The organism is Geopseudomonas aromaticivorans (assembly GCF_019097855.1).
Taxonomy (GTDB): domain Bacteria; phylum Pseudomonadota; class Gammaproteobacteria; order Pseudomonadales; family Pseudomonadaceae; genus Geopseudomonas; species Geopseudomonas aromaticivorans.
The window spans coordinates 148510-170569 of the sequence record NZ_JAHRGL010000057.1 but is presented as its reverse complement, the minus strand read 5'-3'; the positions used below and the strand labels follow the sequence as shown (position 1 = coordinate 170569).

The window sequence follows — 22060 nt, the reverse complement described above, 5'->3', positions numbered from 1 at the left end:
TTCTGCCCGGCCGTCGCCTCACTCACTCACTCGCTGGCGACTGGCGGGCGCAGACCGACTTCGGCCTTGAGCGCGAGCTTTTCGCCGGCGCGCAGAACGTCGATGAGCAGTATGTCGCCGGGACGCTTGCGCGCCACCTGGTTCATCGCCCGGCGGCCGTCGCTGGCCGGCTCGCCGTCGATGGCCAGGATCACGTCGCCGGGTTGCAGGCCGGCATGCAAGGCCGGACTGTCGCGGTAGATGCCGGCGACGATGATGCCGGCCTGCCCTTGCAGGCCGATGGATTCGGCCAGCTCCGTGGTCAGTGGCTGCACCTCCAGTCCCAGCCAGCCGCGGATCACCTGGCCGTGGGCGATGATCGCCTCCATCACCTCCTGGGCCAGCTTGGTGGGGATGGCGAAGCCGATGCCCTGCGAGCCGCCGGAGCGGGAGAAGATGGCGGTGTTGATGCCGATCAGGTTGCCGTGGGCGTCGATCAGCGCGCCGCCGGAGTTGCCCGGGTTGATCGCCGCGTCGGTCTGGATGAAGTCCTCGTAGGTGTTGAGGCCGAGCTGGTTGCGCCCGGTGGCGCTGATAATGCCCATGGTCACGGTCTGGCCGACGCCGAACGGGTTGCCAATGGCCAGGGCGACGTCGCCGATGCGGATGTTGTCGGAGCGGCCGAGGGTGATCGCCGGCAGGTCGGGCAGGTCGATCTTGAGCACCGCCAGGTCGGTTTCCGGGTCGCTGCCGACGACCCGCGCCAGGGTCTCGCGGCCATCCTTGAGCGCCACGATGATCTGGTCGGCGCCGGCGGTGACGTGGTTGTTGGTCAGCAGGTAGCCCTTCGGGCTCATGATCACCGCCGAGCCGAGGCTGGATTCCATGCGTCGCTGGCGCGGCAGGTTGTCGCCGAAGAAGCGGCGAAACTGCGGGTCGCCGAACAGCGGGTGGTTCGGCTTGTCCACCACCTTGGTGGTGTACAGGTTGGCCACCGCCGGCGCGGCCAGCTCGACTGCGTCGCCGTAGGACACCGGCCCGAGGCTGGGCAGGCCGAGGGCCGGCGCCTGGCGCAGTTGCAGATCCGGCTGGCCGCGGCCGACCCATTGCGGGAAAAACTGGATCGCCAGCAGGGCCAGCAGGATGCCGGCGACAACCGGCCAGCCGAGGTAGCGCAGTGCCTTGTGCATCAGGGGTCCTTGGGCTTGCGGGGCGGGGTAGGGCCAATTAAGGTGGCCGCATTATACGAGTTCGGCGCCTGCGAAAGCAGTCGCCGACTGTTACGGAGAGTCTCATGGCTGTCGCCCTGCACACCCTGGTTACTGAAGTAGATCGTTATCTGGATGCCGCGCGCATTGTCGACTATTGCCCCAACGGCCTGCAGGTCGAGGGGCGTGCCGAGGTACGCCGCATCGTCAGCGGCGTGACCGCCAGCCAGGCGCTGCTGGATGCCGCGGTCGAAGCGCAGGCCGATCTGGTGCTGGTGCACCACGGCTATTTCTGGAAAAACGAGAATGCCTGCATCACCGGGATGAAGCGGCGCCGGCTGAAGACCCTGCTGGGCCATGACATCAGCCTGCTGGCCTACCACCTGCCGCTGGACCTGCACCCCGAGGTCGGTAACAACGTGCAACTGGCACAGCGCCTCGGCCTGCAGGTGGAGGGGCCGCTGGAGCCGGGTAATCCGCGCTCGGTCGGCCTGCTCGGCAGCCTGGCGCAGGCGCTCAGTCCGGCGGAGTTTGCGGCCCAGGTGGCGCGGGTACTCGGTCGCGAGCCGCTGCTGGTGCCGGGGTGCGGGCCGATTCGCCGGGTGGCCTGGTGCACCGGTGCGGCACAGGGCTATATCGAGCAGGCGATCGCAGCGGGCGCCGATGCCTATCTGAGCGGCGAGGTGTCCGAGTCCACCGTGCATAGCGCGCGCGAGAACGGCATCAGTTTTGTCGCTGCCGGCCATCACGCCACCGAGCGCTACGGGGTACAGGCGCTGGGCGAGTGGATCGCTCGTCGCTTTGCGGTGGAGCATCGCTTCATCGATTGCTCCAACCCGGTTTGAGCTGCTGCGCTTCGGTATATTAATAGAATGATTGAGTCTATGTTGGCGCCTTATTAGAAGAAGGTCAGCATGGTATCGTGCGCCAACGTCCGCGGCCCGCAGGCCGCCTTTGTTCTCTTGTGAGTAGCCATGGTCGACAAACTGACGCATCTGAAGCAGCTGGAGGCGGAAAGCATCCACATCATCCGCGAGGTGGCCGCCGAGTTCGATAACCCGGTGATGCTGTACTCCATCGGCAAGGACTCTGCCGTCATGCTGCATCTGGCCCGCAAGGCCTTCTTCCCCGGCAAGCTGCCGTTCCCGGTGATGCACGTCGATACCCAGTGGAAGTTCCAGGAAATGTACCGCTTCCGCGACCAGATGGTCACCGAGCTGGGCCTGGACCTGATCACCTACGTCAATCCGGAAGGCGTGGCGCAGGGCATCAACCCCTTCACCCACGGCAGCGCCAAGCACACCGACATCATGAAGACCGAGGGTCTCAAGCAGGCCCTGGACAAGTACGGCTTCGACGCCGCCTTCGGCGGTGCGCGCCGCGACGAGGAGAAGTCGCGGGCCAAGGAGCGCGTCTACTCGTTCCGCGACAGCAAGCACCGCTGGGACCCGAAGAACCAGCGTCCCGAGCTGTGGAACGTCTACAACGGCAAGGTGAAGAAGGGCGAATCGATTCGCGTGTTCCCGCTGTCCAACTGGACCGAACTGGACATCTGGCAGTACATCTACCTGGAAGGCATTCCGATCGTGCCGCTGTACTTCGCCGCCGAGCGCGAAGTGATCGAGAAGAACGGCACCCTGATCATGATCGACGACCAGCGCATCCTCGACCATCTCACCGATGACGAGAAGGCGCGCATCCAGAAGAAGATGGTGCGCTTCCGTACCCTCGGCTGCTACCCGCTGACCGGCGCGGTGGAGTCCACTGCCGCCAGCCTGCCCGAGATCATCCAGGAAATGCTCCTGACCCGCACTTCCGAGCGCCAGGGCCGCGTCATCGACCACGATGGCGCCGGTTCCATGGAAGAAAAGAAACGTCAGGGCTACTTCTAAGGTTTCCGCATCATGTCGCACCAATCCGAACTGATCAGCGAGGACATCCTCGCCTACCTGGCCCAGCACGAACGCAAGGAACTGCTGCGCTTCCTCACCTGCGGCAACGTCGACGACGGCAAGAGCACCCTGATCGGGCGCCTGCTGCACGACTCCAAGATGATCTACGAGGACCACCTCGAAGCGATCACCCGCGACTCGAAGAAGGTCGGCACCACCGGCGAGGAAGTCGATCTGGCGCTGCTGGTCGACGGCCTGCAGGCCGAGCGCGAGCAGGGCATCACCATCGACGTGGCCTATCGCTACTTCTCGACCGCCAAGCGCAAGTTCATCATCGCCGACACCCCCGGCCATGAGCAGTACACCCGCAATATGGCCACCGGCGCCTCGACCTGCGACCTGGCGATCATCCTGATCGACGCCCGCTACGGCGTGCAGACCCAGACCCGCCGGCACAGCTTCATCGCCTCGCTGCTGGGCATCAAGCACATCGTGGTCGCCATCAACAAGATGGACCTGATGGACTTCGACCAGGGCGTGTTCGACAGCATCAGCGCCGACTACCTGCAGTTCGCCGAGCGCATCGGCCTCAAGCCCAGCTCGCTGCACTTCGTACCGATGTCGGCGCTGAAGGGCGACAATGTGGTCAACAAGTGCGAGCGTGCGCCCTGGTACCAGGGGCCGACGCTGATGGAGATCCTCGAGACCGTCGAGATCGCCGCCGACCGCAACCTGACCGACATGCGCTTCCCGGTGCAGTACGTCAACCGGCCGAACCTGAACTTCCGCGGCTTCGCCGGCACCCTGGCCAGCGGCATCGTGCACAAGGGCGACGAGATCGCCGTGCTGCCGTCGGGCAAGACCAGCAAGGTGCGCTCCATCGTCACCTTCGACGGCGAGCTGGAGCAGGCGATTCCCGGCCAGGCCGTGACCCTGACCCTGGAAGACGAGATCGACGTGTCGCGCGGCGACATGCTGGTGCACGCCGACAACCGTCCGCAGGTCACCGACAGCTTCGACGCCATGCTGGTGTGGATGGCCGAGGAGCCGATGCTGCCGGGCAAGAAGTACGACATCAAGCGCGCCACCAGCTACGTGCCGGGCAACATCGTCGGCATCGCGCACCGCGTCGACGTCAACAGCCTCGAGCAGCTGGCTGCCAGCGAGCTCAAGCTCAACGAGATCGGCAAGGTGCGCGTCAGCCTGGATGCGCCCATCGCCCTCGACGGCTACGCGCACAATCGCACCACCGGCGCCTTCATCGTCATCGACCGCCTGACCAACGGCACCGTCGGTGCCGGCATGATCATCGCCGACCTGCTGGCCGGCCGGAACACCATCGGTCACCACGGCCAGCTGGCCCACGTGGCCGCCGAGGAGCGCGCCGCGCGCTTCGGCCAGCAACCGGCCACCGTGCTGTTCAGCGGCCTGTCCGGCGCCGGCAAGAGCACCCTGGCCTACGCCGTGGAGCGCAAGCTGTTCGACAGCGGTCGCGCGGTCTACGTGCTGGACGGGCAGAACCTGCGCCAAGACCTGAACAAGGGCCTGCCGCTGGATCGCGCCGGGCGTGCCGAGAACTGGCGCCGGGCGGCGCATGTCGCCCGCCAGTTCAACGAGGCCGGCCTGCTGACCCTGGCCGCCTTCGTTGCCCCGGATGCCGAGGGCCGCGCGCAGGCCAAGGCGGTCATCGGCAGCGAGCGACTGATCACCGTTTACGTGCAGGCTTCGCCGCAGGCCTGCCGCGAGCGCGATCCGCAGGGTCTGTACGCCGCCGGCGAGGACAACATCCCTGGCGAGTCCTTCGCCTACGATGTACCGCTGGATGCCGATCTGGTGATCGATACCCAGTCCACCGCGGTGGAGGAGGGTGTCAAGCAGGTGCTGGCGCTGCTGCGTTCGCGCGGCGCGATCTGATCCCTGGCTGAGAAGACAAGGCCCCGGCAGCGCTGCCGGGGCCTTGTCGTTTGTGGGGTAGCACAACGTCACCGGGACCGGGACTTTCCTGCGGACAAAAAGAAGCCCCGCCGGGGCGGGGCTTCTTGGCTGGCTGACGCATCAGGCCTTCTTCAGGACTTCCTCGTCGCTCAGGGCGCCCGAGCTGCCCGGGGCGTAGTCCTTCGGCGGCTCGGTGCTGGCCGGGCTGCTGATGCGCTCGCGAGCCGGTTGGGCGCTGTCGCTCAGGGCGGCGAGCAGGCGCTGGCGGGACAGTTCGTCCAGCGCCAGACGGTTGGCACCTTCGGCAAGGTGATCCTGGATGTCCTGATAGTTCTGCGCCACCTTCTGCATCAGGCTGGCGGAGGTATTGAAGTGGCTGACCACTTCGCTCTGGTAGGCCTCGAAGCGCTCCTGCATCTCGTCCAGCTGGTGCTGGACTTGGGTCGGGGCGGTGCCTGGCAGCAGGCGGGCCAGCAGGAAGCCGATGCCGACGCCGGCAATCAGGGCCAGGGCTGGCAGCAGCCAGGCAGTGAATGACTGTTCCACGAATCCTTCCTCTATACACGGGATTTGCATTACGTTAACGGGTCAGGCCGGCGCTGTATAGCTCCGGCAGTGTGCTAGACGAGTTGCCCCTTGCCGGGGTCACGGAGTTCCTGTGTCATTGACTGAAACCCCCTTGCTGCTCGACGGCCCCAGCGGCGCGCTTGAGGCGTTGTATCTGGATCGCGCCGACGCCCGTGGCCTGGCGCTGATCTGCCATCCCCATCCGCTGTTCGCCGGCAGCATGCACAACAAGGTGGTCGCCACCCTGCAGCGTGCGGCGCGCGATGCCGGCTACGCCACCCTGCGCTTCAACTTTCGCGGCGTTGGCCACAGCGTCGGCGAGCACGCCCATGGCGAAGGCGAGATCGACGACGGCGAAGCCGCCGCGCGCTGGCTGCTGGCGCAACACCCCGGCCTGCCGCTGTCCCTGCTCGGCTTCTCCTTCGGCTCCTGCGTGGCCGCTTGCCTGGGGAGGCGTCTGGAAGACCAGGGCGTCGAGGTCGAGCGTCTGTTCATGCTGGCCCCGCCGGTGGAGCGTTTCAGCGTGGACGGCCGCCTGCCGCAGCGCTGCCCGTTGACGGTGATCCAGCCGGAAGACGACGAGGTGGTCACGCCGGCGGCGGTGTATGCCTGGTCGGCGACACTGCAGCGTGCCCATGAGCTGCTCAAAGTGGCAGAATGCGGCCACTTCTTTCACGGCAAGCTGACCGAGCTGAAAGCGCTGGTGCTGCCGCGTCTCCAATCCTGATGCAGTCCGACAAGCGATAGATCATGACCACCCGTATTCTCACCGGCATCACCACCACCGGCACGCCGCACCTGGGCAACTATGCCGGCGCCATCCGTCCGGCGATCGTCGCCAGTCGCGCGGACAACGTGGACTCCTTCTACTTCCTCGCCGACTATCACGCGCTGATCAAGTGCGACGACCCGCTGCGCATCCAGCGCTCGCGCCTGGAAATCGCCGCGACCTGGCTGGCCTGCGGTCTCGACCCCGAGCGGGTGACCTTCTATCGCCAGTCGGATATCCCCGAGATCCCCGAGCTGACCTGGCTGCTCACCTGCGTGGCGGCCAAGGGCCTGCTCAACCGCGCGCATGCCTACAAGGCCTCGGTCGACCAGAACGTGGCCAAGGGCGAGGACCCGGATGCCGGGGTGACCATGGGCCTGTTCAGCTATCCGGTGCTGATGGCCGCCGACATCCTGATGTTCAACGCCCACCAGGTGCCGGTTGGTCGCGACCAGATCCAGCACGTGGAGATGGCGCGCGACATCGGTCAGCGCTTCAACCATCTGTTCGGCCGGGGCCGCGAATTCTTCGCCCTGCCCGAAGCGCTGATCGAGGAGAGCGTGGCGACCCTGCCGGGCCTCGACGGGCGCAAGATGTCGAAGAGCTACGACAACACCATTCCGCTGTTTGGCACCAGCAAGCAGCTCAAGGACGCGGTGGCGCGCATCGTCACCGACTCGAAGCTGCCGGGCGAGCCGAAGGATGCCGACAACGCGCACCTGTTCACCCTCTACCAGGCCTTTGCCGATGCCGGGCAGACGGCCGAGTTCCGCGCGGCGCTGGAGGGTGGCCTGGCCTGGGGCGAAGCCAAGCAGCGCCTGTACGAGTTGCTGGAGGGCGAGCTGGGCGAGGCGCGCGAGCGCTACAACGCGCTGATCGCCCGGCCGGCCGACCTCGAGGACATCCTCCTGGCCGGCGCGGCCAAGGCGCGCAGGATCGCCACGCCTTTCCTCGGCGAGCTGCGCGAGGCGGTGGGGCTGCGCTCATTCCGCAACGAGGTGCAGGTGGCCGCTGGCAGCAAGAAGAAGGCGAGCAAGGGTGCGCGCTTCGTCAGCTTCCGCGACGACGACGGCAGCTTCCGCTTCCGCCTGCTGGATGTCGACGGCAGCCAGCTGCTGCTGTCGGTGAGCTTTGCCGACGGCAAGAGCGCTGGTGCGGCGAGCAAGCGCCTGCAGGCTGGCGAGCTGGACCTGCGAGCGGAGGGTGAGGGTTTCGCGCTGTGGCTGGACGACCAGCTCGTGGCGCAGAGCCCGGACTACAGCGACGCCGGCGAGCGCGAGGCGGCCATGGCGCGGCTGGCCGAGGCGCTGGCGCCACAGGAAGCCTGAGGGTCGCCCGGCGGGTGGCATTGCGCTCGCCGGGTACCTGTCGATTGCCGGACGGCAGTTCCGAGCCTGGCGCCCCGTGACGAGGGCGGCAGACGTTGAACGATCTGCGTAAATTGCCAACAGGCGAGGGCGCCGTTAAAGTGACGGCCCCGTTTTCCAACCCCGACGCCGCCATGACTCCGCTCCAGCGCTACCAGGCCGATCTGAAACGCCCCGATTTCTTCCACGATGCCGCGCAGGAAAATGCCGTGCGGCATCTGCAGCGTCTCTACGACGACCTGGTCGCCGGGCAGCAGGATCCAGGCCTGCTGGGCAAGCTGTTCGGCCGCAAGAAGCCTCAGGGGCCGATCAAGGGCATCTACTTCTGGGGTGGCGTGGGCCGCGGCAAGACCTATCTGGTCGATACCTTCTTCGATGCGCTGCCGTTCAAGCAGAAGATGCGCACCCACTTCCACCGCTTCATGAAGCGCGTGCACGAGGAAATGAAGACTCTCAAGGGCGAAAAGAACCCGCTGACCATCATCGGCAAGCGCTTCGCCGACGAGGCGCGGGTGATCTGCTTCGACGAGTTCTTCGTCTCCGACATCACCGACGCGATGATCCTCGCCACCCTGCTCGAGGAGCTGTTCAAGAACGGCGTCAGCCTGGTGGCGACGTCCAATATCGTGCCGGACGGCCTGTACAAGGACGGCCTGCAGCGCGCGCGCTTCCTGCCGGCGATCGCCCTCCTCAAGCAGCACACCGAGATCGTCAACGTCGACAGCGGTATCGACTACCGCCTGCGTGCGCTGGAGCAGGCCGAGCTGTACCACTTCCCGCTGGATGCCGAGGCCGAGCTGAGCTTGGACAAGAGCTTCCGCAGCCTGCTCACGGAAAACTGCGTGGTGCAGGACAACGAGGCGCTGCTGATCGAGAATCGCGAGATCCGCGCCCGCAAGGTGGCCAACGACGTGGCCTGGTTCGAGTTCCGCGCGCTGTGCGACGGCCCGCGCAGCCAGAACGACTACATCGAGCTGGGCAAGATCTTCGAGGCCGTGCTGATCTCCAACGTCGAGCAGATGGGGGGGAGCAAGGACGACATGGCGCGGCGCTTCATCAACCTGGTGGACGAGTTCTACGACCGCAACGTCAAGCTGATCCTCTCCGCCGAGGTGGAGCTCAAGGACCTGTACACCGGCGGGCGCCTGGAGTTCGAGTTCCAGCGCACCCTCAGCCGCCTGCTGGAGATGCAGTCCCACGAATTCCTCAGCCGGCCGCACAAGCCGTAATCCTGCAAGGGCGCCCGATCGGGCGCCCTTGTCGTTTGTGGGGAACTGTGGGCGCTGCCGGCAGTCGCAAAGGCATGCCGCCGCTTGTCGCGGCGCTGGGTGCGGCTGGGTATACTGCCGGCCGTTTCCTGTTTTCCCCATCCAGTCCCCCGGAGAGATGAACATGCTGCCCCGTCTGCTGTTTGGCCTGATCGCTGCCGCCAGTCTGACCCTGGTGGGTTGCGCCCACAGCCCGCAACAACTCACCGTGCAACCCATGGTTACCGCACAGCTCGCGCCGGTCGGCCAGGGGCAGCCGGTGGTGGTGCGGGTGGTCGACGGCCGGCCCTCGCCGGTACTCGGCACGCGCGGCGGCCTCTATCCGGAAACCAGCGCCATCAGCGTGAGCAGTCAGAGCCTGGTGCCCCGCCTGCAAGGCCAGGCCGAGGCGGCCGTACGCCTGCTCGGCTTCACGCCGACGCCGAATGCCTACAATGCGCCGCAACTGACCTTGACGGTGACCGACATGAAGTACGTGTCGCCCAAGGACGGCTCCTATGTCACCGAGGCGAACATCAGCGCCAGCATCCGTGCCGACGTGCAGAACAGCGTGCGCCGCTACAGCGGTCGCTACGGCTCCTCGCTGAACCAGCGCTTCGGCATGGCACCCAACCAGCAGACCAACAGCAAGCTGGTCAGCGATGTGCTCAGCGATGCGCTGACCCGGGTGTTCAAGGATCCGACCATCGGCCAGTTGCTGAGCAATCAGTAAGCGCGTCGCGGTTCGCCAAAGGCGGTGGTGCTCCCACCGCCTTTTTTCTGCCTGGCGGTTGTTGCGCTGGTCGGAAACGCGGTGAAGGGCTGGTGGGCGAGCGTTAAAATTAACCGGTTTTGCCTGGCTGCCGTCCGCGTGGGTGGTGTGCCGGGCGGATGTGTCCGCGGTGCTGTTTTCTGGAGGGCGTCGATGTCGTTGCAGGTGGTGTGGTCGCTGTGCCTGGCTTATCCGTCCCAGGCGATCAATGGTCTGGCGCTGTTTCTGGCGCTGAGCGGAGGCTGGCTGCTGCTGGCCACGCGGTGGCGCGAGCAGCGGGCCGTGGCCCGGGTGCTGGCCGCTGGCGAGGGTGGGGCGCTGGATGTCGAAGGGCTGGCCAGCTACGCCCAGGTCGAGCGCTTGAATCGTTTCTTCTACGGCTTTGGCGGCCTGGGACTGGGCGCCGGCCTGCTGCTGTCCTGGCTCAGTACGCGGCTGCAGCCGGGCATCTGGTTCTGAGCGCCGGGCAGCGGCGGGCGGTGCCCGCCGCTGCCTTTTCCTTCCCGCCCTACAGCAGGCCGGCGCGGCAGCGGAACTGATTCCGCACCGGGTTGGCATACTGCATGATCAGGTACGGGCGCTGCTCAAGCGGGCAGGCCGTCAAGCGGCGCTGCCACTCGGCTTCCGCGCGGGCCAGTTCCGCGGCGTCGAACAGCTCGGTCGCCGCCGGGACCTGCAGTTGCGGGTCGCGCTCATCCCACATGGCATAAGCCAGATAGTTCACCGGGAACAGCCGGTAGTTGCCGAGAATTTCCTGGTCGATGCGCTGGGCCAGCTGCTTCGCGTCGGCGTCTGGCGCCGCCACTTCCGGGCCGAAACTGATGTGTACGCGGCCCTTGAAGCCGGTGATGCCCTGCGCGATGCTGGCGTCGTCCTCGCCCGGCGCCTTGCTGTAGCTGCCGGTGCTGGCGCGGATGTACAGCTCGCGCGCCTTGGCCAGGTCGCAGGGGTCGTATTCGTAGCTGATCGAGATCGGCACCAGGTGCAGATCGCGCATGGTGTCGGCGAAGGCCTCGTCCTTGCGGCTCATGTGGAACATCTTGAGGATCGCCGAGTCGGTGCGATCGTCACCGTCCTTGGCGCGACCTTCGGCCTGGGCGATCCAGATCGAAGTGCCTTCGCTGCGGATCGAGTGGTTGATGTAGGCGGAAAGGGTCTGGAATGCCGCCAGCTTCTCGCGCCGGCCGGTCAGCGAACGGTGCACGATGAAGCACTTGTTCAGGCGCATCAGATCGCTGACGAAGGGTTTCTGCAGCAGGTTGTCGCCGATGGCCAGGCGCGGGGTGGGCAGCTTGGCGTGGTATAGCGCATAGTTGACGAACGCCGGGTCCATCACGATGTCGCGGTGATTGCTGAGGAACAGGTAGGCGCGACCCTGTTGCAGGTGCTCCAGTCCCGAGTAGCTGATGCCGTCGCTAGCGCGCTCGATGCTGCGGTCTACATAGGGCTCGATCCGTTCCTGCAGAGCCGCAACGCTGTCGACACCGTGGATTTCCTTGCGCAGGTAGTGCGCGATGACCGGCTTGAGCAGCCAGCCCAGCGGGCCGGCCAGGCGCGGGAAGCGATAGCGGGTGAGGGTGGAGATAAACGCGTCGTCGTCGAGCAGGCGCTCGAGGACGGGACGCACTTCTGCGTCGGCATAGGGTCGGATGGCTTCGAACTCGCCCATTGTTGTCTCTTGGCCGGGTAATAGGTGGCGGCACGCCTGGAGTCGGTGTGCGGCGGGGCGGTGATTATAAACGAAGAGGCGTGGGAGGCGCGGATGCTGGAAGTCGAGTCCTGCTGCTGTCCCTGGTGCGGCGAGCCGATCGAGGCGGTGCTCGACCTCTCGGCTGGCGATCAGTGCTACGTCGAAGATTGCCCGGTGTGCTGTCGGCCGATCGTTTTCGATCTGCGCACCGATGGCGTCGACTGGACGCTCGAATTGCAGCGCGAGGGTGAATGATGCAGCGTATCCATGAGCCGCTGAGCCTGGGCGAGGGTGAGCTGCTGGTCGCCATGCTGGCCAGCGAGGGCGTGCGTGCGCACCTGCTTGGTCAGCACCTGCTGGGTGGGTTGGGCGAGCTGCCGGCGAGTGGCCTGCTGGCCATCCAGGTGGAAGACGAGGATGTCCTGCGGGCCGGGGCGCTGATTGCTGCGTACAATGCTGCACAGCCCCTGCCGGAGGAGCCTCCGGCCGATGATGAGCCCGGCGGCCCTCCGGGCGCGGGTGTGCTGTTGTGCTGAGCCCCTTCTGCTGCAGGTAACCCCCCTTTCATGTGCGGACGATTTGCCCTGTTTCGCTGGCCGCCGGCGCTGGCCGCGCTGCCTGGATTCCCGCCGCGGCTCGAGCCGCGCTGGAATATCGCTCCCGGCCAGCAGGTGCTGCTGCTGCGTGGCGGCGCCGCTGAGCGCGAGGCGGCGCTGGTGCACTGGGGGCTGACCCCGGCTTGGCTCAGTGACCTGTCGCGCGCACCAGCGCAGGCGCGCGCGGAAACCCTGGCCGAGCAACCCTTGTTTCGCGAGGCCTTCCGCGCCCGGCGCGGCCTGCTGCCAGCCAACGGCTTCTACGAGTGGCGCGGGCCGCGCCGGCGACCCTTCTGGATGAGTTCGGCGGAATTGCCGCTGCTGTCCATGGCGGCGCTGTGGGAGGCCTACCCGGTAGGCGAGCGGGTGTACCTGAGCGCCGCGGTGGTCACGGTGGCGGCCGGCAGCCAGCGCCGACCATTGCTGTTGGATGCTGCCGGCGAGGCGTTGTGGCTGGATCCGGCGGCTTCGGCCGAGGCTCTGCAGGCGCTCCTGGCGGCGGCGCCGCTGCCCCTGCGCGAACGCCTGCTGGCCGGACTCGGCAACAAGCCGCAGGAGGAGGGGCCGCAGTGCCTGACGCCGGCCTGAACTCGGCCTGCCGTCGATTGTCTGAAGGTGCATCGCTGTCTACGATGCAATCCATGCGTATTCGGGAGTGTTGTTCATGAGTCGTGCCCTTCGTCTTGTCGGTCTGGCGGGCGTTCTGCTGCTGGCCGGCTGCCAGGCGGTCAATACCACCAGCGGCGGTGCCGTGGGGGTCAATCGCCAGCAGTACATGTTCTCTGGCCTGTCCAGCCAGCAGCTGAATCAGATGTATGCGCAGTCCTACCAGCAGACCCTGAACAAGGCCGCCAGTGCCGGCAAGCTGGAGAAGAACAGCGCCCTGGCGCAGCGGGTGAACGGCATCACGCGCCGGCTGATCGCGCAGACCCCGGTGTTCCGTCCGGATGCCGCCGGCTGGAACTGGGAAACCAACCTGATCGCCAGCGACGAGCTGAATGCCAACGTCGGTCCAGGCGGCAAGATCATCGTCTACAGCGGCCTGATCGAGAAGCTGAGCCTGACCGACGACGAACTGGCCGCGGTGCTTGGCCACGAGATCTCTCACGCCCTGCGCGAGCACAGTCGCGAGGCCATGTCCAAGGCCTACGGCGCCGAGCTGGCCAAGCAGACTGCGGTGGCGCTGCTCGGCCTCGGTCAGGCCGGCGGCCAGCTGGCCGATGCCGCGGTGCAGTACGGCATGACCCTGCCGAACAGTCGCGGCAACGAGAACGAGGCCGATCTCATCGGTCTCGAGCTGGCTGCGCGCGCCGGCTATGACCCCAATGCGACCATCACCCTGTGGAACAAGATGGCTCGTGCCGCCAATGGCGCGCCGCCGGAGTTCCTGAGCACCCACCCGTCGTCTTCCACGCGCATGGCCAACCTCAAGGCGGCGATTCCGCGGGTGATGCCGCTGTACGAGCAGGCGCGCGGGCGGCGTTGAATCCGCTCGGTCAGCGCGGGGGCAGCGATTGCGGCTTGTTTTTTCTGGGCAGATCGGTAAAATTCGCCAGCTTTCGTGACGGGGGATGCCTAGCCCGTCCTGCTCGGTGGGAATGCCTAACCTGCCGATTTTGCCGAATGCAGACGCACTGACCCGAGCCCCCCCCGATTTAGTGTCTGCAGACGGCCGCGGTTGCCTTGTTGTAAAGGCAAGTACTGTCCAGTATGATTTGCTGCTTGATATTTCAGGTGGCCCCTGAGGCTATAACGAATGAAAACTTTCTCTGCGAAACCGGAAACCGTTAAGCGCGACTGGTACGTCGTCGACGCTGCTGGCAAGACCCTGGGTCGTCTTGCCACTGAAATCGCCAGCCGTCTGCGCGGTAAGCACAAGCCCGAGTACACCCCGCACGTTGATACCGGCGACTACATCGTCGTGATCAACGCCGAGCAGGTACGTGTGACCGGTGCCAAGAGCTCCGACAAGATGTACTACCATCACTCCGGTTTCCCGGGTGGCATCAAGTCGATCAACTTCGAGAAGCTGATCGCCAAGGCGCCCGAGCGCGTGCTCGAGACCGCGGTCAAAGGCATGCTGCCGAAGAACCCGCTGGGTCGCGACATGTATCGCAAGCTGAAGGTGTACGCTGGTGCCAACCACCCGCATACCGCTCAGCAGCCCCAAGAACTGAAGATTTAACGGAATAGGCTCAATATGTCGGCGACTCAAAACTACGGCACCGGCCGTCGCAAGACCGCTACCGCGCGTGTCTTCCTGCGTCCGGGTACTGGCAAGATCTCCATCAATAATCGCAGCCTGGATCAGTTCTTCGGCCGCGAAACCGCCCGCATGGTGGTGCGTCAGCCGCTCGAGCTGACCGCGAATGTCGAGAAGTTCGACATTTTCGTCACCGTTGCCGGTGGTGGTGTCAGCGGTCAAGCTGGTGCGATCCGTCACGGTATCACCCGCGCTCTGATCGAGTACGACGAAACCCTGCGCAGCCCGCTGCGTAAAGCCGGTTACGTCACTCGTGACGCCCGTGAGGTCGAGCGTAAGAAGATCGGTCTGCGCAAAGCTCGTAAGCGTCCGCAGTACTCGAAGCGTTAATCGACTACGCTTCAACAGAACGCCCAGTATCTTCGCGATCTGGGCGTTTTTTTATGCGTCGGGTTTGTCTGCGACAGACTGTCGCAGTCGTGAAAGGCTTGCGCTGCAGGGGTTGCCGGAGTTTGTTTCCAGTTATTGCCTTGTCAGAAAAGGGGCTTTTCATTACCATCTGGCGGATTTTTTGCGCAGCTGGTTTTAACTCATGTGCCCGCCTGTGCGGGTTGCAGAAAGCTGATGGGAGACGACTGAATGAGTAATGACGGCGTGAATGTGGGCCGACGTCGGTTCCTCGTCGCCGCCACTTCGGTGGTGGGGGCGGCTGGAGCTGTCGGTGCTGCGGTCCCGTTCGTGGGGTCATGGTTCCCCAGTGCCAAGGCCAAGGCGGCCGGTGCTCCGGTGAAGGTGAACGTGGGCAAGATCGAGCCGGGTCAGCAGATTGTTGCTGAGTGGCGCGGCAAGCCGGTGTTCATCATGCACCGCACCGACGAAATCCTGGCCAACCTGGCCAAGATCGAGGGTGCCGTCGCGGATCCGGAGTCCAAGGTTTCCGATCAACCGACCTATGTCGATCCGAAGGTCCGCTCGATCAAGCCCGGCCTGCTGGTCCTCGAGGGGCTGTGCACCCATCTGGGTTGCTCGCCGTCCTTCCGTCCGGAAGTCGCTCCGGCCGACCTCGGGGCCGAGTGGGTGGGTGGCTACTTCTGCCCCTGCCACGGCTCCCGTTACGACCTGGCCGGCCGAGTCTACAAGGCGCAGCCTGCGCCGCTGAACCTGCCGGTCCCGCCGCACTCCTATGAGTCCGATGATGTGATCATCATTGGTGTGGACCCGGAGAAAGCCTGATGAGCAAATTCATGGAATGGGTTGACGCCCGCTTCCCCGCCACCAAGATGTGGGAAGATCATCTGAGCAAGTACTACGCTCCGAAGAACTTCAACTTCTGGTACTTCTTCGGCTCGCTGGCGCTGTTGGTGCTGGTCAACCAGATCCTCACCGGTATCTGGCTGACCATGAGCTTCGAGCCGTCCGCCGAGGGCGCCTTCGCCTCGGTCGAGTACATCATGCGTGATGTGGAGTACGGCTGGATCCTGCGCTACATGCACTCCACCGGCGCTTCGGCGTTCTTCGTGGTGGTGTACCTGCACATGTTCCGCGGCCTGATGTACGGCTCCTACCAGAAGCCGCGCGAGCTGGTGTGGATCTTCGGCATGCTGATCTACCTGGCGCTGATGGCCGAAGCCTTCATGGGCTACCTGCTGCCGTGGGGCCAGATGTCCTACTGGGGTGCCCAGGTGATCATCTCGCTGTTCGGCGCGATCCCGGTAATCGGGGCCGATCTGACCCAGTGGATCCGTGGTGACTACCTGATCTCCGGCATCACTCTGAACCGCTTCTTCGCCCTGCACGTGATCGCCCTGCCGATCGTGATTCTGGGTCTGGTGGTCCTGCACATCCTGGCGCTGCACGAAGTCGGCTCCAACAACCCGGATGGCGTGGACATCAAGAAGAAGAAGGACGCCAACGGCATCCCGCTGGATGGCATCCCGTTCCACCCCTACTACACCGTGAAAGACATCGTCGGCGTGGTGGTGTTCCTGTTCGTGTTCTGCACCGTGATCTTCTTCTTCCCGGAAATGGGCGGCTACTTCCTCGAGAAGCCGAACTTTGAAACGGCCAACCCGTTCAAGACTCCGGCACACATCGCTCCGGTGTGGTACTTCACCCCGTTCTACGCGATCCTGCGCGCCGTTCCGGACAAGCTGCTCGGCGTCATCGCCATGGGTGGTGCGATTGCCGTACTGTTCGTCCTGCCGTGGCTGGACCGCAGCCCGGTACGTTCGATGCGCTACAAGGGCTGGCTGAGCAAGATCTGGCTGCTGGTGTTCTGCGTGTCCTTCGTGATTCTCGGCGTGCTGGGTGTGCTGGCGCCGACTCCGGGCCGTACCCTGCTGTCCCAGGTCTGCACCATTCTGTACTTCGCCTTCTTCATCCTGATGCCGTTCTACACCCGGATGGAGAAAACCAAACCGGTTCCGGAAAGGGTGACTGGCTGATGAAAAAGCATTTTGCTGCACTGATTCTCGCTGTTCTGCCAGCCTTTGCTTCGGCCCAAGCAGTACTTGAGTATCCGCTGGACAAGGCCAATGTCGACCTGACCGACAAGGCAGCCCTGCAGGATGGCGCGCGTACCTTCGCCAACTACTGCATGGGTTGCCACGGCGCGCAGTTCCAGCGTTACGAGCGGGTGGCCAAGGATCTTGGCATCCCGGAAAAAGTAATGATGGAAAACCTGGTGTTCACCGGTGCCAAGATCGGCGAGCACATGAAGACCGGCATGCAGCCGCAGGACGCCAAGGTCTGGTTCGGTGCTCCGCCGCCTGATCTGACTCTGGTGGCCCGCGTGCGTGGCGAGGACTGGGTTTACACCTACCTGCGCACCTTCTATGAAGATCCGGCACGTCCGTGGGGTGTGAACAACAAGGTGTTCCCGAACGTCGGCATGCCCAACGTGCTGGCCAGTCTGCAGGGTCGCCAGGTTATCGGCTGCAAGCAGGTCCAGGTGGTCGAGCACGGCAAGAAGGTGTTCGATCCGCTGACCGGCACCCCGGTGACCAAGGAAGGCTGCGATCAGCTGACCATCGTGCCGAAGACCGGCAAGCTGAGCGAGGCGGAGTTCGACGAGAAGATCAAGAACCTCGTCAGCTTCCTGAGCTACTCGGCCAACCCGGTCAAGCTGGAAAGCCAGCGTGTCGGTACCTATGTGCTGCTGTTCCTGGCGTTCTTCTTCGTGTTCGCCTACCTGCTGAAGCGTGAGTACTGGAAAGACGTACACTAATCCGTCCTCCTAGTCCTCATACATGCGCGCCCTCCGGGGCGCGCATGTGTTTCTGCGGTCCGAAAATATCCTGACTGGAGGGAGAGCCCATGGCTGCGATCAATCGCCTGGCCTGTTATTCCGATCCCGCCGATCATTATTCGCACCGGGTGCGCATCGTGCTGGCCGAGAAGGCGGTGAGTGCCCAGATCATCGAGGTGGCGTCCGGGCAGTGCCCGCCGCAACTGGCCGAGGTCAACCCCTACGGCAGCCTGCCGACCCTAGTGGATCGCGATCTGGCGCTGTACGAGCCGGCTGTGGTGATGGAGTATCTGGACGAGCGTTATCCGCATCCAGCCTTGTTGCCGGCCTACCCGGTGGCGCGCGGCAACAGCCGCCTGCTGATGCATCGCATCCAGCGCGACTGGTGCTCGCTGGTTGATCGCGTACTGGATGCACGCACTCCGGAGAGCGCTCGGGTCCAGGCGCGCAAGGAGTTGCGTGAGAGCCTGACTGGGGTGGCGGCACTGTTCGCCGACAAGCCGTTCTTTCTCAGCGAGGAGTTCAGCATGGTCGACTGCTGCCTGCTGCCGATTCTCTGGCGCCTGCCACAGCTGGGCATCGATCTGCCGCGCCAGGCCAAACCGTTGCTGGACTACATGGAGCGGCTGTTCGCTCGCGACAGCTTCCAGGCCAGTCTGAGCGCCACCGAGCGCGCGATGCGCTGAGGAATCCGATGATGAATTCGAGTCGTCCTTATCTGCTGCGAGCCCTCTACGAGTGGATCGTCGACAACAACTGCACGCCCCACATCCTGGTGGCGGCGGAGTATCCCGGTGCACGGGTGCCGGCCGGCTATGCCAAGGATGGGCAGGTCGTGCTCAACGTATCGCCGAGCGCGGTGCGCTACCTGGAGATGGGTAACGAGGCACTGACCTTCGAGGGGCGTTTTGGCGGGGTGGCGCAGAGCCTCTATGTGCCTGTCGCTGCCGTGCTGGCCATCTATGCCCGTGAGAATGGCGAGGGCATGGCCTTCGAGCTGGACGAGCCGGAAGAGGGGGAGTCGGGTGAAGGCCCGTCGGGCGACGACGAGCCGCCGCGCCCCAGTGGTCGCCCCAGCTTGAAGGTGGTCAAGTAGGGCTGCTCGGTCAGAAGCAACAAAAAAGGCGGTCCCTAGGGATCGCCTTTTTTGTTGCGGCCTGGCGCAGGGTCAGTCGACGTACTCGAACAGGCGCACGATACCTTGCACGCCGCCGACGCCCTGGACCACCGCGGTGGCGCGATTGGCTTCGGCGCGGGTGACCACGCCCAGCAGGTAGACGATGCCGTTCTCGGTGACCACCTTGATCTTCGAGCCGGGCACGGTGTTGTCGGCGAGCATGGCGGTCTTGATCTGGGTGGTCAGCGCGGCGTCGGTGCTGCGTGCCAGTGGCGACGAGGGTTGCAGGACCTGCAGGTGGTTATGCACGAGCTTCACCCCTTGGGCGCGCCGGGCAGCCTGTTCGGCGAGGGCTTTCAGGTCGGCGCGCGGGGTCTGGCCAGCGAGCAGGACCACGCCGTTGTAGCTGGTCACCACGATGTGCGAGGTGGTGTCGTTGAGATCGGCATGGCTGCTGTGGATCTCGCTGGCGACCCGGCCAGGGATGAACTGGTCGTCGATCTTGTTGCCGATGCTGCGGGCGCCGCAGCCGGCCAGCAGCAGGCTCAGGCCGAGGGTGGCAAGGAGCAGGGTGGGTCGTTTCATTCTTCACTCCCGAACAGTTGGCGGTCGATCAGGTCGCACAGGCAGTGGATGGCCAGCAGGTGCACTTCCTGGATGCGCGCGGTGACGCGCGCCGGTACGCGGATCTCGACATCCTCCGGCAGCAGTAGCGAGGCCATGCCGCCGCCGTCGCGGCCGGTGAGGGCGACCACGGTCATCTCGCGGTCGTGGGCGGCCTGGATGGCCTGGATCACGTTGCCGGAGTTGCCGCTGGTGGAGATCGCCAGCAGCACGTCGCCGGGTTGGCCGAGGGCACGGATCTGCTTGGAAAAGATCTCGTTGTAGCTGTAGTCGTTGGCGATCGAGGTGATGGTCGAGCTGTCGGTGGTGAGGGCCACGGCCGGCAGGCTGGGGCGCTCGCGCTCGAAGCGGTTGAGCAGCTCGGAAGAAAAGTGCTGGGCGTCGCCGGCGGAGCCGCCGTTTCCGCAGGAGAGAATCTTGCCTTCGCTGAGCAAGGCATTGACCATCACCTGACTGGCCTGCTCGATGTGCGGGATGAGCACTTCCATGGCCTGGCGCTTGGTTTCGATGCTGTCCTGGAAAAGCTGGCGGATACGGGATTGCATGTCCATGGGTGACCTTCGGTTGGGCGGCGGTTCAGGCGTCGAACGCGCCGCGGATCCAGTTCAGCCGCGCAGGCGAGCTGTTGTCGGCGGGGGAGACCGCAACCACGTCGAAGCGGCAGGGGTGGCGCGCCCAACGCGATTGCTGTTGCAGGAAAACCTGAGCGGCGGCACTGACTCGGGCACGCTTGCGCGCGTCGACACTGGCTTCGGCGCCGCCCCAGGCGCTATGGCGCCGGTAGCGCACCTCCACAAATACTACGGTATCGCCGTCGAGCATGACCAGATCCAGCTCGCCGAGACGGCAGCGCCAGTTGCGGGTCAGCAGGCGCAGGCCGTGCTCCTCGAGATGGGTTTGTGCCCAGCCTTCGGCGGCCTGGCCAATAGCCTGGCGAGTGGGTGCGCTCACCGTGCGGCAGACTCCAGGCGCTGGATCTGGCCGTTGCGGTATTCCGCCCATGGCAGGCGGCGCACGATGCGCTGACCGGGGGCCAGGCTCAGGCTGCCGGACAGGCCGTCCAGGCGGGTACTCGGCAGGGCCTGCAATTGGCTCAGGCGCGGCGCCAGGCGATAGGCGTCGACGCCCATGGCGTACAGGCGGCCGAGGCTGCCGCCGGCGCTCGGCCATTCGCCGATCACCTGATTGCGCAGCGGGTCGCTGCTGTCCAGCAGCCAGGGCGTTTCGCAGAAGCGGATACCGTCCAGGTCGAGGTCCTGGCTGGGATCGCTGCTGCCGGTGAACAGGTGCGAGGTGGCATAGATCGGCAGGTCGCCGGCGTACTGAAAGGCCAGGGTGGGCTTGATCTGGCGGGCCTGTGCCGGGGTGGCGGCGAGGAACACGAAGTCGACGTCCTGGCGGCGGGCGGGCTGTGCCTCGACGGTGCTGCCAAGCGCGGTCTGCAAGCGCTTGGCGCGTGCTTCACTGTCGCGCAGCTTGAGCAGGTCGGCGATCTGCTGGGCCAGGCGTACCGGCTGGTCAACATGCTCGGTGGCGATCAGGCTGCCGCCGCGGGCTTCCCAGTCCTTGCGGAAGGCGGCCAGCACGCGGTTGCCCCATTCGCCGGTCGGTACCAGGGCCACGGCGCGGCGCATGCCGTCTTCCCAGGCGCGCTGGGCTACCTCGCGCGCTTCGTCCTCGGCGGCCAGGCCGAACTGGAACAGTTGGGCTGGCGCTTCGGCGCTGCCTTCGCTGTAGTTGAGGGCCAAGGTGGGGATCGGCAGCTGCTGGCGCTGGCTGAGCTGGTTGACCAGCGGCTTCTCCAGCGGGCCAACCACCAGCTGGACGCCATCGGCCTGGGCCTGGCGGTAGAAGGCGTCGAGGTCGGTCAGGCTGCTGCTGTCGTGCAGGCTGATGTTCAGGGCGCTGTCGCCGCTCTGGTAGTGGGCGGCGACAAAGCCGTCGCGCAGGGCCTTGCCGACGCTGGCGAGCTGGCCCTGCTCGGGCAGCAGCAGGGCGATGCGGGTCAGCGGACGGGTGGCGATTTCCTGCAGCTTGACCAGTGACTGCGGCAGCTGGCGGGCTGCCGGGTGTTGGGGGTTGCGTGCCTGCCATTCGGCGATGCTGGCGACCTGCTGCGCCGGGGTGGCGCTGCCGCGTGCCAGCCGGCTCAGTTCCAGCCAGCCGCTCAGGTCGTCGCCGGGGACGGCGGCGCTGCCCAGCTGGCTGCTGGGCAGTCCGGCGACCAGGGTCCAGATGGCTTCATGGTTGTTGGCGGATGGCTGGCCTTCCAGCAGCGGGGCGATGAACACCCGTTCGCGGGCCGCCGCCAGCGGCTGCTGGTCGGCTTGCAGGGCGTTGGCGCGAGCCAGCTGGCTGCGCACCTGCTGGCCGACCGGCAGTTCGCCGAGGCGCTGGAGGCTCGGATGCTGCAGGGCCTGCAACGCGGCCTTGGGCTTGTTGCGCGCCAGGGCCAGTTCTGCCGTGAGGGTGCTGGCGAAGATCTGCTGGGCCGGTAGCAGCTCGTCCAGCTTCAGCTGGTCGAGGATCTGCTGGGCCTGGGCCAGGTTGCGCTGGCCGAGCGCCTGGTCGGCGGCGCTCAGGCGCAGCAGGGCGGCCTGTTCCGGCTTGACCTGCTGCGCCTGCTGCAGCAGTTGCTCGGCGCTGGCCTGAGGCTTGCCCGGCAGTTCGCCGAGGCCGGAGGTTTGCTGGCCGGCACAGGCGCTCAGCAGGCCTGCCAGGCAGAGGACGGAAAGAGGGCGCAGTCTGGCAATCATGTCAGGGATTCCGATTCGCAGGCTTGAAAGGCGCAATTGTACCCAAGCCCCGGTATGGGTGCGATCTTGCTGCGGCCAAACCCGGTACAAT

At 65.5% G+C, this 22060-nt stretch carries 26 protein-coding genes; 19 read left to right on the top strand and 7 right to left on the bottom strand.

Annotated features, from left to right (window positions below):
- Positions 1 to 26 precede the first annotated feature (26 nt).
- Positions 27 to 1169, bottom strand: coding sequence for a Do family serine endopeptidase AlgW (gene algW / locus KRX52_RS16780; RefSeq protein WP_217682875.1), 1143 nt, complete (start codon positions 1167 to 1169; stop codon positions 27 to 29).
- 104 nt (positions 1170 to 1273) lie between these two features.
- Between algW and KRX52_RS16775 the strand changes: the two genes are divergently transcribed.
- The 3 genes from KRX52_RS16775 (at position 1274) to cysN (ending at position 4993) form a co-directional block, all read left to right on the top strand.
- The gene (locus KRX52_RS16775) at positions 1274 to 2032 is read left to right on the top strand and encodes a Nif3-like dinuclear metal center hexameric protein (protein WP_217682874.1); all 759 of its coding nucleotides are present in this window, start codon (positions 1274 to 1276) and stop codon (positions 2030 to 2032) included.
- Positions 2033 to 2161: 129 nt separating this feature from the next.
- On the top strand, positions 2162 to 3079 hold the full coding sequence (cysD, locus tag KRX52_RS16770; RefSeq protein WP_217682873.1) for a sulfate adenylyltransferase subunit CysD: 918 nt from the start codon (positions 2162 to 2164) through the stop codon (positions 3077 to 3079).
- Positions 3080 to 3091: 12 nt separating this feature from the next.
- On the top strand, positions 3092 to 4993 hold the full coding sequence (cysN, locus tag KRX52_RS16765; RefSeq protein ID WP_217682872.1) for a sulfate adenylyltransferase subunit CysN: 1902 nt from the start codon (positions 3092 to 3094) through the stop codon (positions 4991 to 4993).
- A gap of 141 nt (positions 4994 to 5134) precedes the next feature.
- On the opposite strand, the gene KRX52_RS16760 is transcribed toward cysN, so the two are convergent.
- Positions 5135 to 5560 carry a Z-ring associated ZapG family protein gene (locus KRX52_RS16760; protein WP_217682871.1) on the bottom strand — a complete coding sequence of 142 codons (426 nt, stop codon included), beginning with the start codon at positions 5558 to 5560 and terminating at the stop codon, positions 5135 to 5137.
- 112 nt (positions 5561 to 5672) lie between these two features.
- Here KRX52_RS16760 and KRX52_RS16755 point away from each other — a divergent pair, with 112 nt between their 5' ends.
- From KRX52_RS16755 to KRX52_RS16735, 5 genes are all read left to right on the top strand, one after another.
- Positions 5673 to 6308, top strand: a complete 636-nt coding sequence (locus tag KRX52_RS16755; RefSeq protein ID WP_217682870.1) for an alpha/beta hydrolase — start codon at positions 5673 to 5675, stop codon at positions 6306 to 6308.
- Between the two features lie 23 nt (positions 6309 to 6331).
- Positions 6332 to 7678, top strand: coding sequence for a tryptophan--tRNA ligase (locus tag KRX52_RS16750; protein ID WP_217682869.1), 1347 nt, complete (start codon positions 6332 to 6334; stop codon positions 7676 to 7678).
- A gap of 173 nt (positions 7679 to 7851) precedes the next feature.
- Positions 7852 to 8946, top strand: a complete 1095-nt coding sequence (gene zapE / locus KRX52_RS16745; protein WP_217682868.1) for a cell division protein ZapE — start codon at positions 7852 to 7854, stop codon at positions 8944 to 8946.
- 163 nt (positions 8947 to 9109) lie between these two features.
- Positions 9110 to 9697, top strand: a complete 588-nt coding sequence (locus KRX52_RS16740) for a YajG family lipoprotein (protein ID WP_217682867.1) — start codon at positions 9110 to 9112, stop codon at positions 9695 to 9697.
- Between the two features lie 192 nt (positions 9698 to 9889).
- A complete protein-coding gene (locus tag KRX52_RS16735; RefSeq protein WP_217682866.1) occupies positions 9890 to 10195 on the top strand; it encodes a hypothetical protein in 306 nt (101 codons plus the stop codon).
- A 49-nt stretch (positions 10196 to 10244) separates the two neighbouring features.
- On the opposite strand, the gene KRX52_RS16730 is transcribed toward KRX52_RS16735, so the two are convergent.
- Positions 10245 to 11405, bottom strand: a complete 1161-nt coding sequence (locus KRX52_RS16730) for a 1-acyl-sn-glycerol-3-phosphate acyltransferase (protein WP_217682865.1) — start codon at positions 11403 to 11405, stop codon at positions 10245 to 10247.
- A 93-nt stretch (positions 11406 to 11498) separates the two neighbouring features.
- Between KRX52_RS16730 and KRX52_RS16725 the strand changes: the two genes are divergently transcribed.
- The 11 genes from KRX52_RS16725 (at position 11499) to KRX52_RS16675 (ending at position 18568) form a co-directional block, all read left to right on the top strand.
- Positions 11499 to 11681 (top strand): CPXCG motif-containing cysteine-rich protein, encoded by a 183-nt coding sequence (locus tag KRX52_RS16725; protein WP_217682864.1) that lies wholly within the window; start codon positions 11499 to 11501, stop codon positions 11679 to 11681.
- The gene (locus KRX52_RS16720) at positions 11681 to 11962 is read left to right on the top strand and encodes a putative signal transducing protein (protein WP_217682965.1); all 282 of its coding nucleotides are present in this window, start codon (positions 11681 to 11683) and stop codon (positions 11960 to 11962) included. The genes KRX52_RS16725 and KRX52_RS16720 overlap by 1 nt, the downstream gene beginning before the upstream one ends.
- Before the next feature lie 30 nt (positions 11963 to 11992).
- Positions 11993 to 12610, top strand: a complete 618-nt coding sequence (locus KRX52_RS16715; RefSeq protein WP_217682863.1) for an SOS response-associated peptidase — start codon at positions 11993 to 11995, stop codon at positions 12608 to 12610.
- Positions 12611 to 12686: 76 nt separating this feature from the next.
- On the top strand, positions 12687 to 13508 hold the full coding sequence (locus tag KRX52_RS16710; RefSeq protein ID WP_217682862.1) for a M48 family metallopeptidase: 822 nt from the start codon (positions 12687 to 12689) through the stop codon (positions 13506 to 13508).
- 270 nt (positions 13509 to 13778) lie between these two features.
- Positions 13779 to 14207, top strand: a complete 429-nt coding sequence (gene rplM / locus KRX52_RS16705; RefSeq protein WP_217682861.1) for a 50S ribosomal protein L13 — start codon at positions 13779 to 13781, stop codon at positions 14205 to 14207.
- A 15-nt stretch (positions 14208 to 14222) separates the two neighbouring features.
- Positions 14223 to 14615, top strand: a complete 393-nt coding sequence (gene rpsI, locus KRX52_RS16700; RefSeq protein WP_217682860.1) for a 30S ribosomal protein S9 — start codon at positions 14223 to 14225, stop codon at positions 14613 to 14615.
- Positions 14616 to 14864: 249 nt separating this feature from the next.
- On the top strand, positions 14865 to 15458 hold the full coding sequence (gene petA, locus KRX52_RS16695) for a ubiquinol-cytochrome c reductase iron-sulfur subunit (RefSeq protein WP_217682859.1): 594 nt from the start codon (positions 14865 to 14867) through the stop codon (positions 15456 to 15458).
- Positions 15458 to 16669, top strand: a complete 1212-nt coding sequence (locus KRX52_RS16690) for a cytochrome b (protein ID WP_217682858.1) — start codon at positions 15458 to 15460, stop codon at positions 16667 to 16669. Before petA ends, KRX52_RS16690 begins: the two co-directional genes overlap by 1 nt.
- Positions 16669 to 17451, top strand: coding sequence for a cytochrome c1 (locus tag KRX52_RS16685; protein WP_217682857.1), 783 nt, complete (start codon positions 16669 to 16671; stop codon positions 17449 to 17451). Before KRX52_RS16690 ends, KRX52_RS16685 begins: the two co-directional genes overlap by 1 nt.
- A gap of 89 nt (positions 17452 to 17540) precedes the next feature.
- Entirely contained in the window at positions 17541 to 18158 is a 618-nt protein-coding gene (locus KRX52_RS16680) for a glutathione S-transferase N-terminal domain-containing protein (protein ID WP_217682856.1), read from the top strand.
- An 11-nt stretch (positions 18159 to 18169) separates the two neighbouring features.
- Complete coding sequence (locus KRX52_RS16675; protein ID WP_217682964.1) at positions 18170 to 18568, top strand: ClpXP protease specificity-enhancing factor; 399 nt, start codon at positions 18170 to 18172, stop codon at positions 18566 to 18568.
- A gap of 72 nt (positions 18569 to 18640) precedes the next feature.
- On the opposite strand, the gene KRX52_RS16670 is transcribed toward KRX52_RS16675, so the two are convergent.
- The 4 genes from KRX52_RS16670 to KRX52_RS16655 are packed head-to-tail and all read right to left on the bottom strand — an operon-like array spanning position 18641 to position 21969.
- A complete protein-coding gene (locus KRX52_RS16670; RefSeq protein ID WP_217682855.1) occupies positions 18641 to 19174 on the bottom strand; it encodes a BON domain-containing protein in 534 nt (177 codons plus the stop codon).
- A complete protein-coding gene (locus tag KRX52_RS16665; protein ID WP_090305933.1) occupies positions 19171 to 19764 on the bottom strand; it encodes a phosphoheptose isomerase in 594 nt (197 codons plus the stop codon). Before KRX52_RS16665 ends, KRX52_RS16670 begins: the two co-directional genes overlap by 4 nt.
- A gap of 25 nt (positions 19765 to 19789) precedes the next feature.
- On the bottom strand, positions 19790 to 20164 hold the full coding sequence (locus KRX52_RS16660) for a YraN family protein (protein WP_367890556.1): 375 nt from the start codon (positions 20162 to 20164) through the stop codon (positions 19790 to 19792).
- A complete protein-coding gene (locus KRX52_RS16655) occupies positions 20161 to 21969 on the bottom strand; it encodes a penicillin-binding protein activator (RefSeq protein WP_217682853.1) in 1809 nt (602 codons plus the stop codon). Before KRX52_RS16655 ends, KRX52_RS16660 begins: the two co-directional genes overlap by 4 nt.
- Between the last annotated feature and the right edge of the window lie 91 nt (positions 21970 to 22060).

Bases quoted from the DNA above. Each gene is read 5' to 3' on its own strand.
- KRX52_RS16735 (WP_217682866.1), top strand. From the start codon at position 9,890: ATGTCGTTGCAGGTGGTGTGGTCGCTGTGCCTGGCTTATCCGTCCCAG.
- KRX52_RS16670 (WP_217682855.1), bottom strand. From the start codon at position 19,174: ATGAAACGACCCACCCTGCTCCTTGCCACCCTCGGCCTGAGCCTGCTG.
- KRX52_RS16740 (WP_217682867.1), top strand. From the start codon at position 9,110: ATGCTGCCCCGTCTGCTGTTTGGCCTGATCGCTGCCGCCAGTCTGACC.
- cysN (WP_217682872.1), top strand. From the start codon at position 3,092: ATGTCGCACCAATCCGAACTGATCAGCGAGGACATCCTCGCCTACCTG.
- cysD (WP_217682873.1), top strand. From the start codon at position 2,162: ATGGTCGACAAACTGACGCATCTGAAGCAGCTGGAGGCGGAAAGCATC.
- algW (WP_217682875.1), bottom strand. From the start codon at position 1,169: ATGCACAAGGCACTGCGCTACCTCGGCTGGCCGGTTGTCGCCGGCATC.
- petA (WP_217682859.1), top strand. From the start codon at position 14,865: ATGAGTAATGACGGCGTGAATGTGGGCCGACGTCGGTTCCTCGTCGCC.
- KRX52_RS16775 (WP_217682874.1), top strand. From the start codon at position 1,274: ATGGCTGTCGCCCTGCACACCCTGGTTACTGAAGTAGATCGTTATCTG.
- KRX52_RS16675 (WP_217682964.1), top strand. From the start codon at position 18,170: ATGAATTCGAGTCGTCCTTATCTGCTGCGAGCCCTCTACGAGTGGATC.
- KRX52_RS16685 (WP_217682857.1), top strand. From the start codon at position 16,669: ATGAAAAAGCATTTTGCTGCACTGATTCTCGCTGTTCTGCCAGCCTTT.
- KRX52_RS16715 (WP_217682863.1), top strand. From the start codon at position 11,993: ATGTGCGGACGATTTGCCCTGTTTCGCTGGCCGCCGGCGCTGGCCGCG.
- rplM (WP_217682861.1), top strand. From the start codon at position 13,779: ATGAAAACTTTCTCTGCGAAACCGGAAACCGTTAAGCGCGACTGGTAC.
- KRX52_RS16665 (WP_090305933.1), bottom strand. From the start codon at position 19,764: ATGGACATGCAATCCCGTATCCGCCAGCTTTTCCAGGACAGCATCGAA.
- KRX52_RS16720 (WP_217682965.1), top strand. From the start codon at position 11,681: ATGCAGCGTATCCATGAGCCGCTGAGCCTGGGCGAGGGTGAGCTGCTG.
- KRX52_RS16750 (WP_217682869.1), top strand. From the start codon at position 6,332: ATGACCACCCGTATTCTCACCGGCATCACCACCACCGGCACGCCGCAC.
- KRX52_RS16710 (WP_217682862.1), top strand. From the start codon at position 12,687: ATGAGTCGTGCCCTTCGTCTTGTCGGTCTGGCGGGCGTTCTGCTGCTG.
- KRX52_RS16725 (WP_217682864.1), top strand. From the start codon at position 11,499: ATGCTGGAAGTCGAGTCCTGCTGCTGTCCCTGGTGCGGCGAGCCGATC.
- KRX52_RS16690 (WP_217682858.1), top strand. From the start codon at position 15,458: ATGAGCAAATTCATGGAATGGGTTGACGCCCGCTTCCCCGCCACCAAG.
- KRX52_RS16730 (WP_217682865.1), bottom strand. From the start codon at position 11,405: ATGGGCGAGTTCGAAGCCATCCGACCCTATGCCGACGCAGAAGTGCGT.
- rpsI (WP_217682860.1), top strand. From the start codon at position 14,223: ATGTCGGCGACTCAAAACTACGGCACCGGCCGTCGCAAGACCGCTACC.
- KRX52_RS16655 (WP_217682853.1), bottom strand. From the start codon at position 21,969: ATGATTGCCAGACTGCGCCCTCTTTCCGTCCTCTGCCTGGCAGGCCTG.
- KRX52_RS16680 (WP_217682856.1), top strand. From the start codon at position 17,541: ATGGCTGCGATCAATCGCCTGGCCTGTTATTCCGATCCCGCCGATCAT.
- zapE (WP_217682868.1), top strand. From the start codon at position 7,852: ATGACTCCGCTCCAGCGCTACCAGGCCGATCTGAAACGCCCCGATTTC.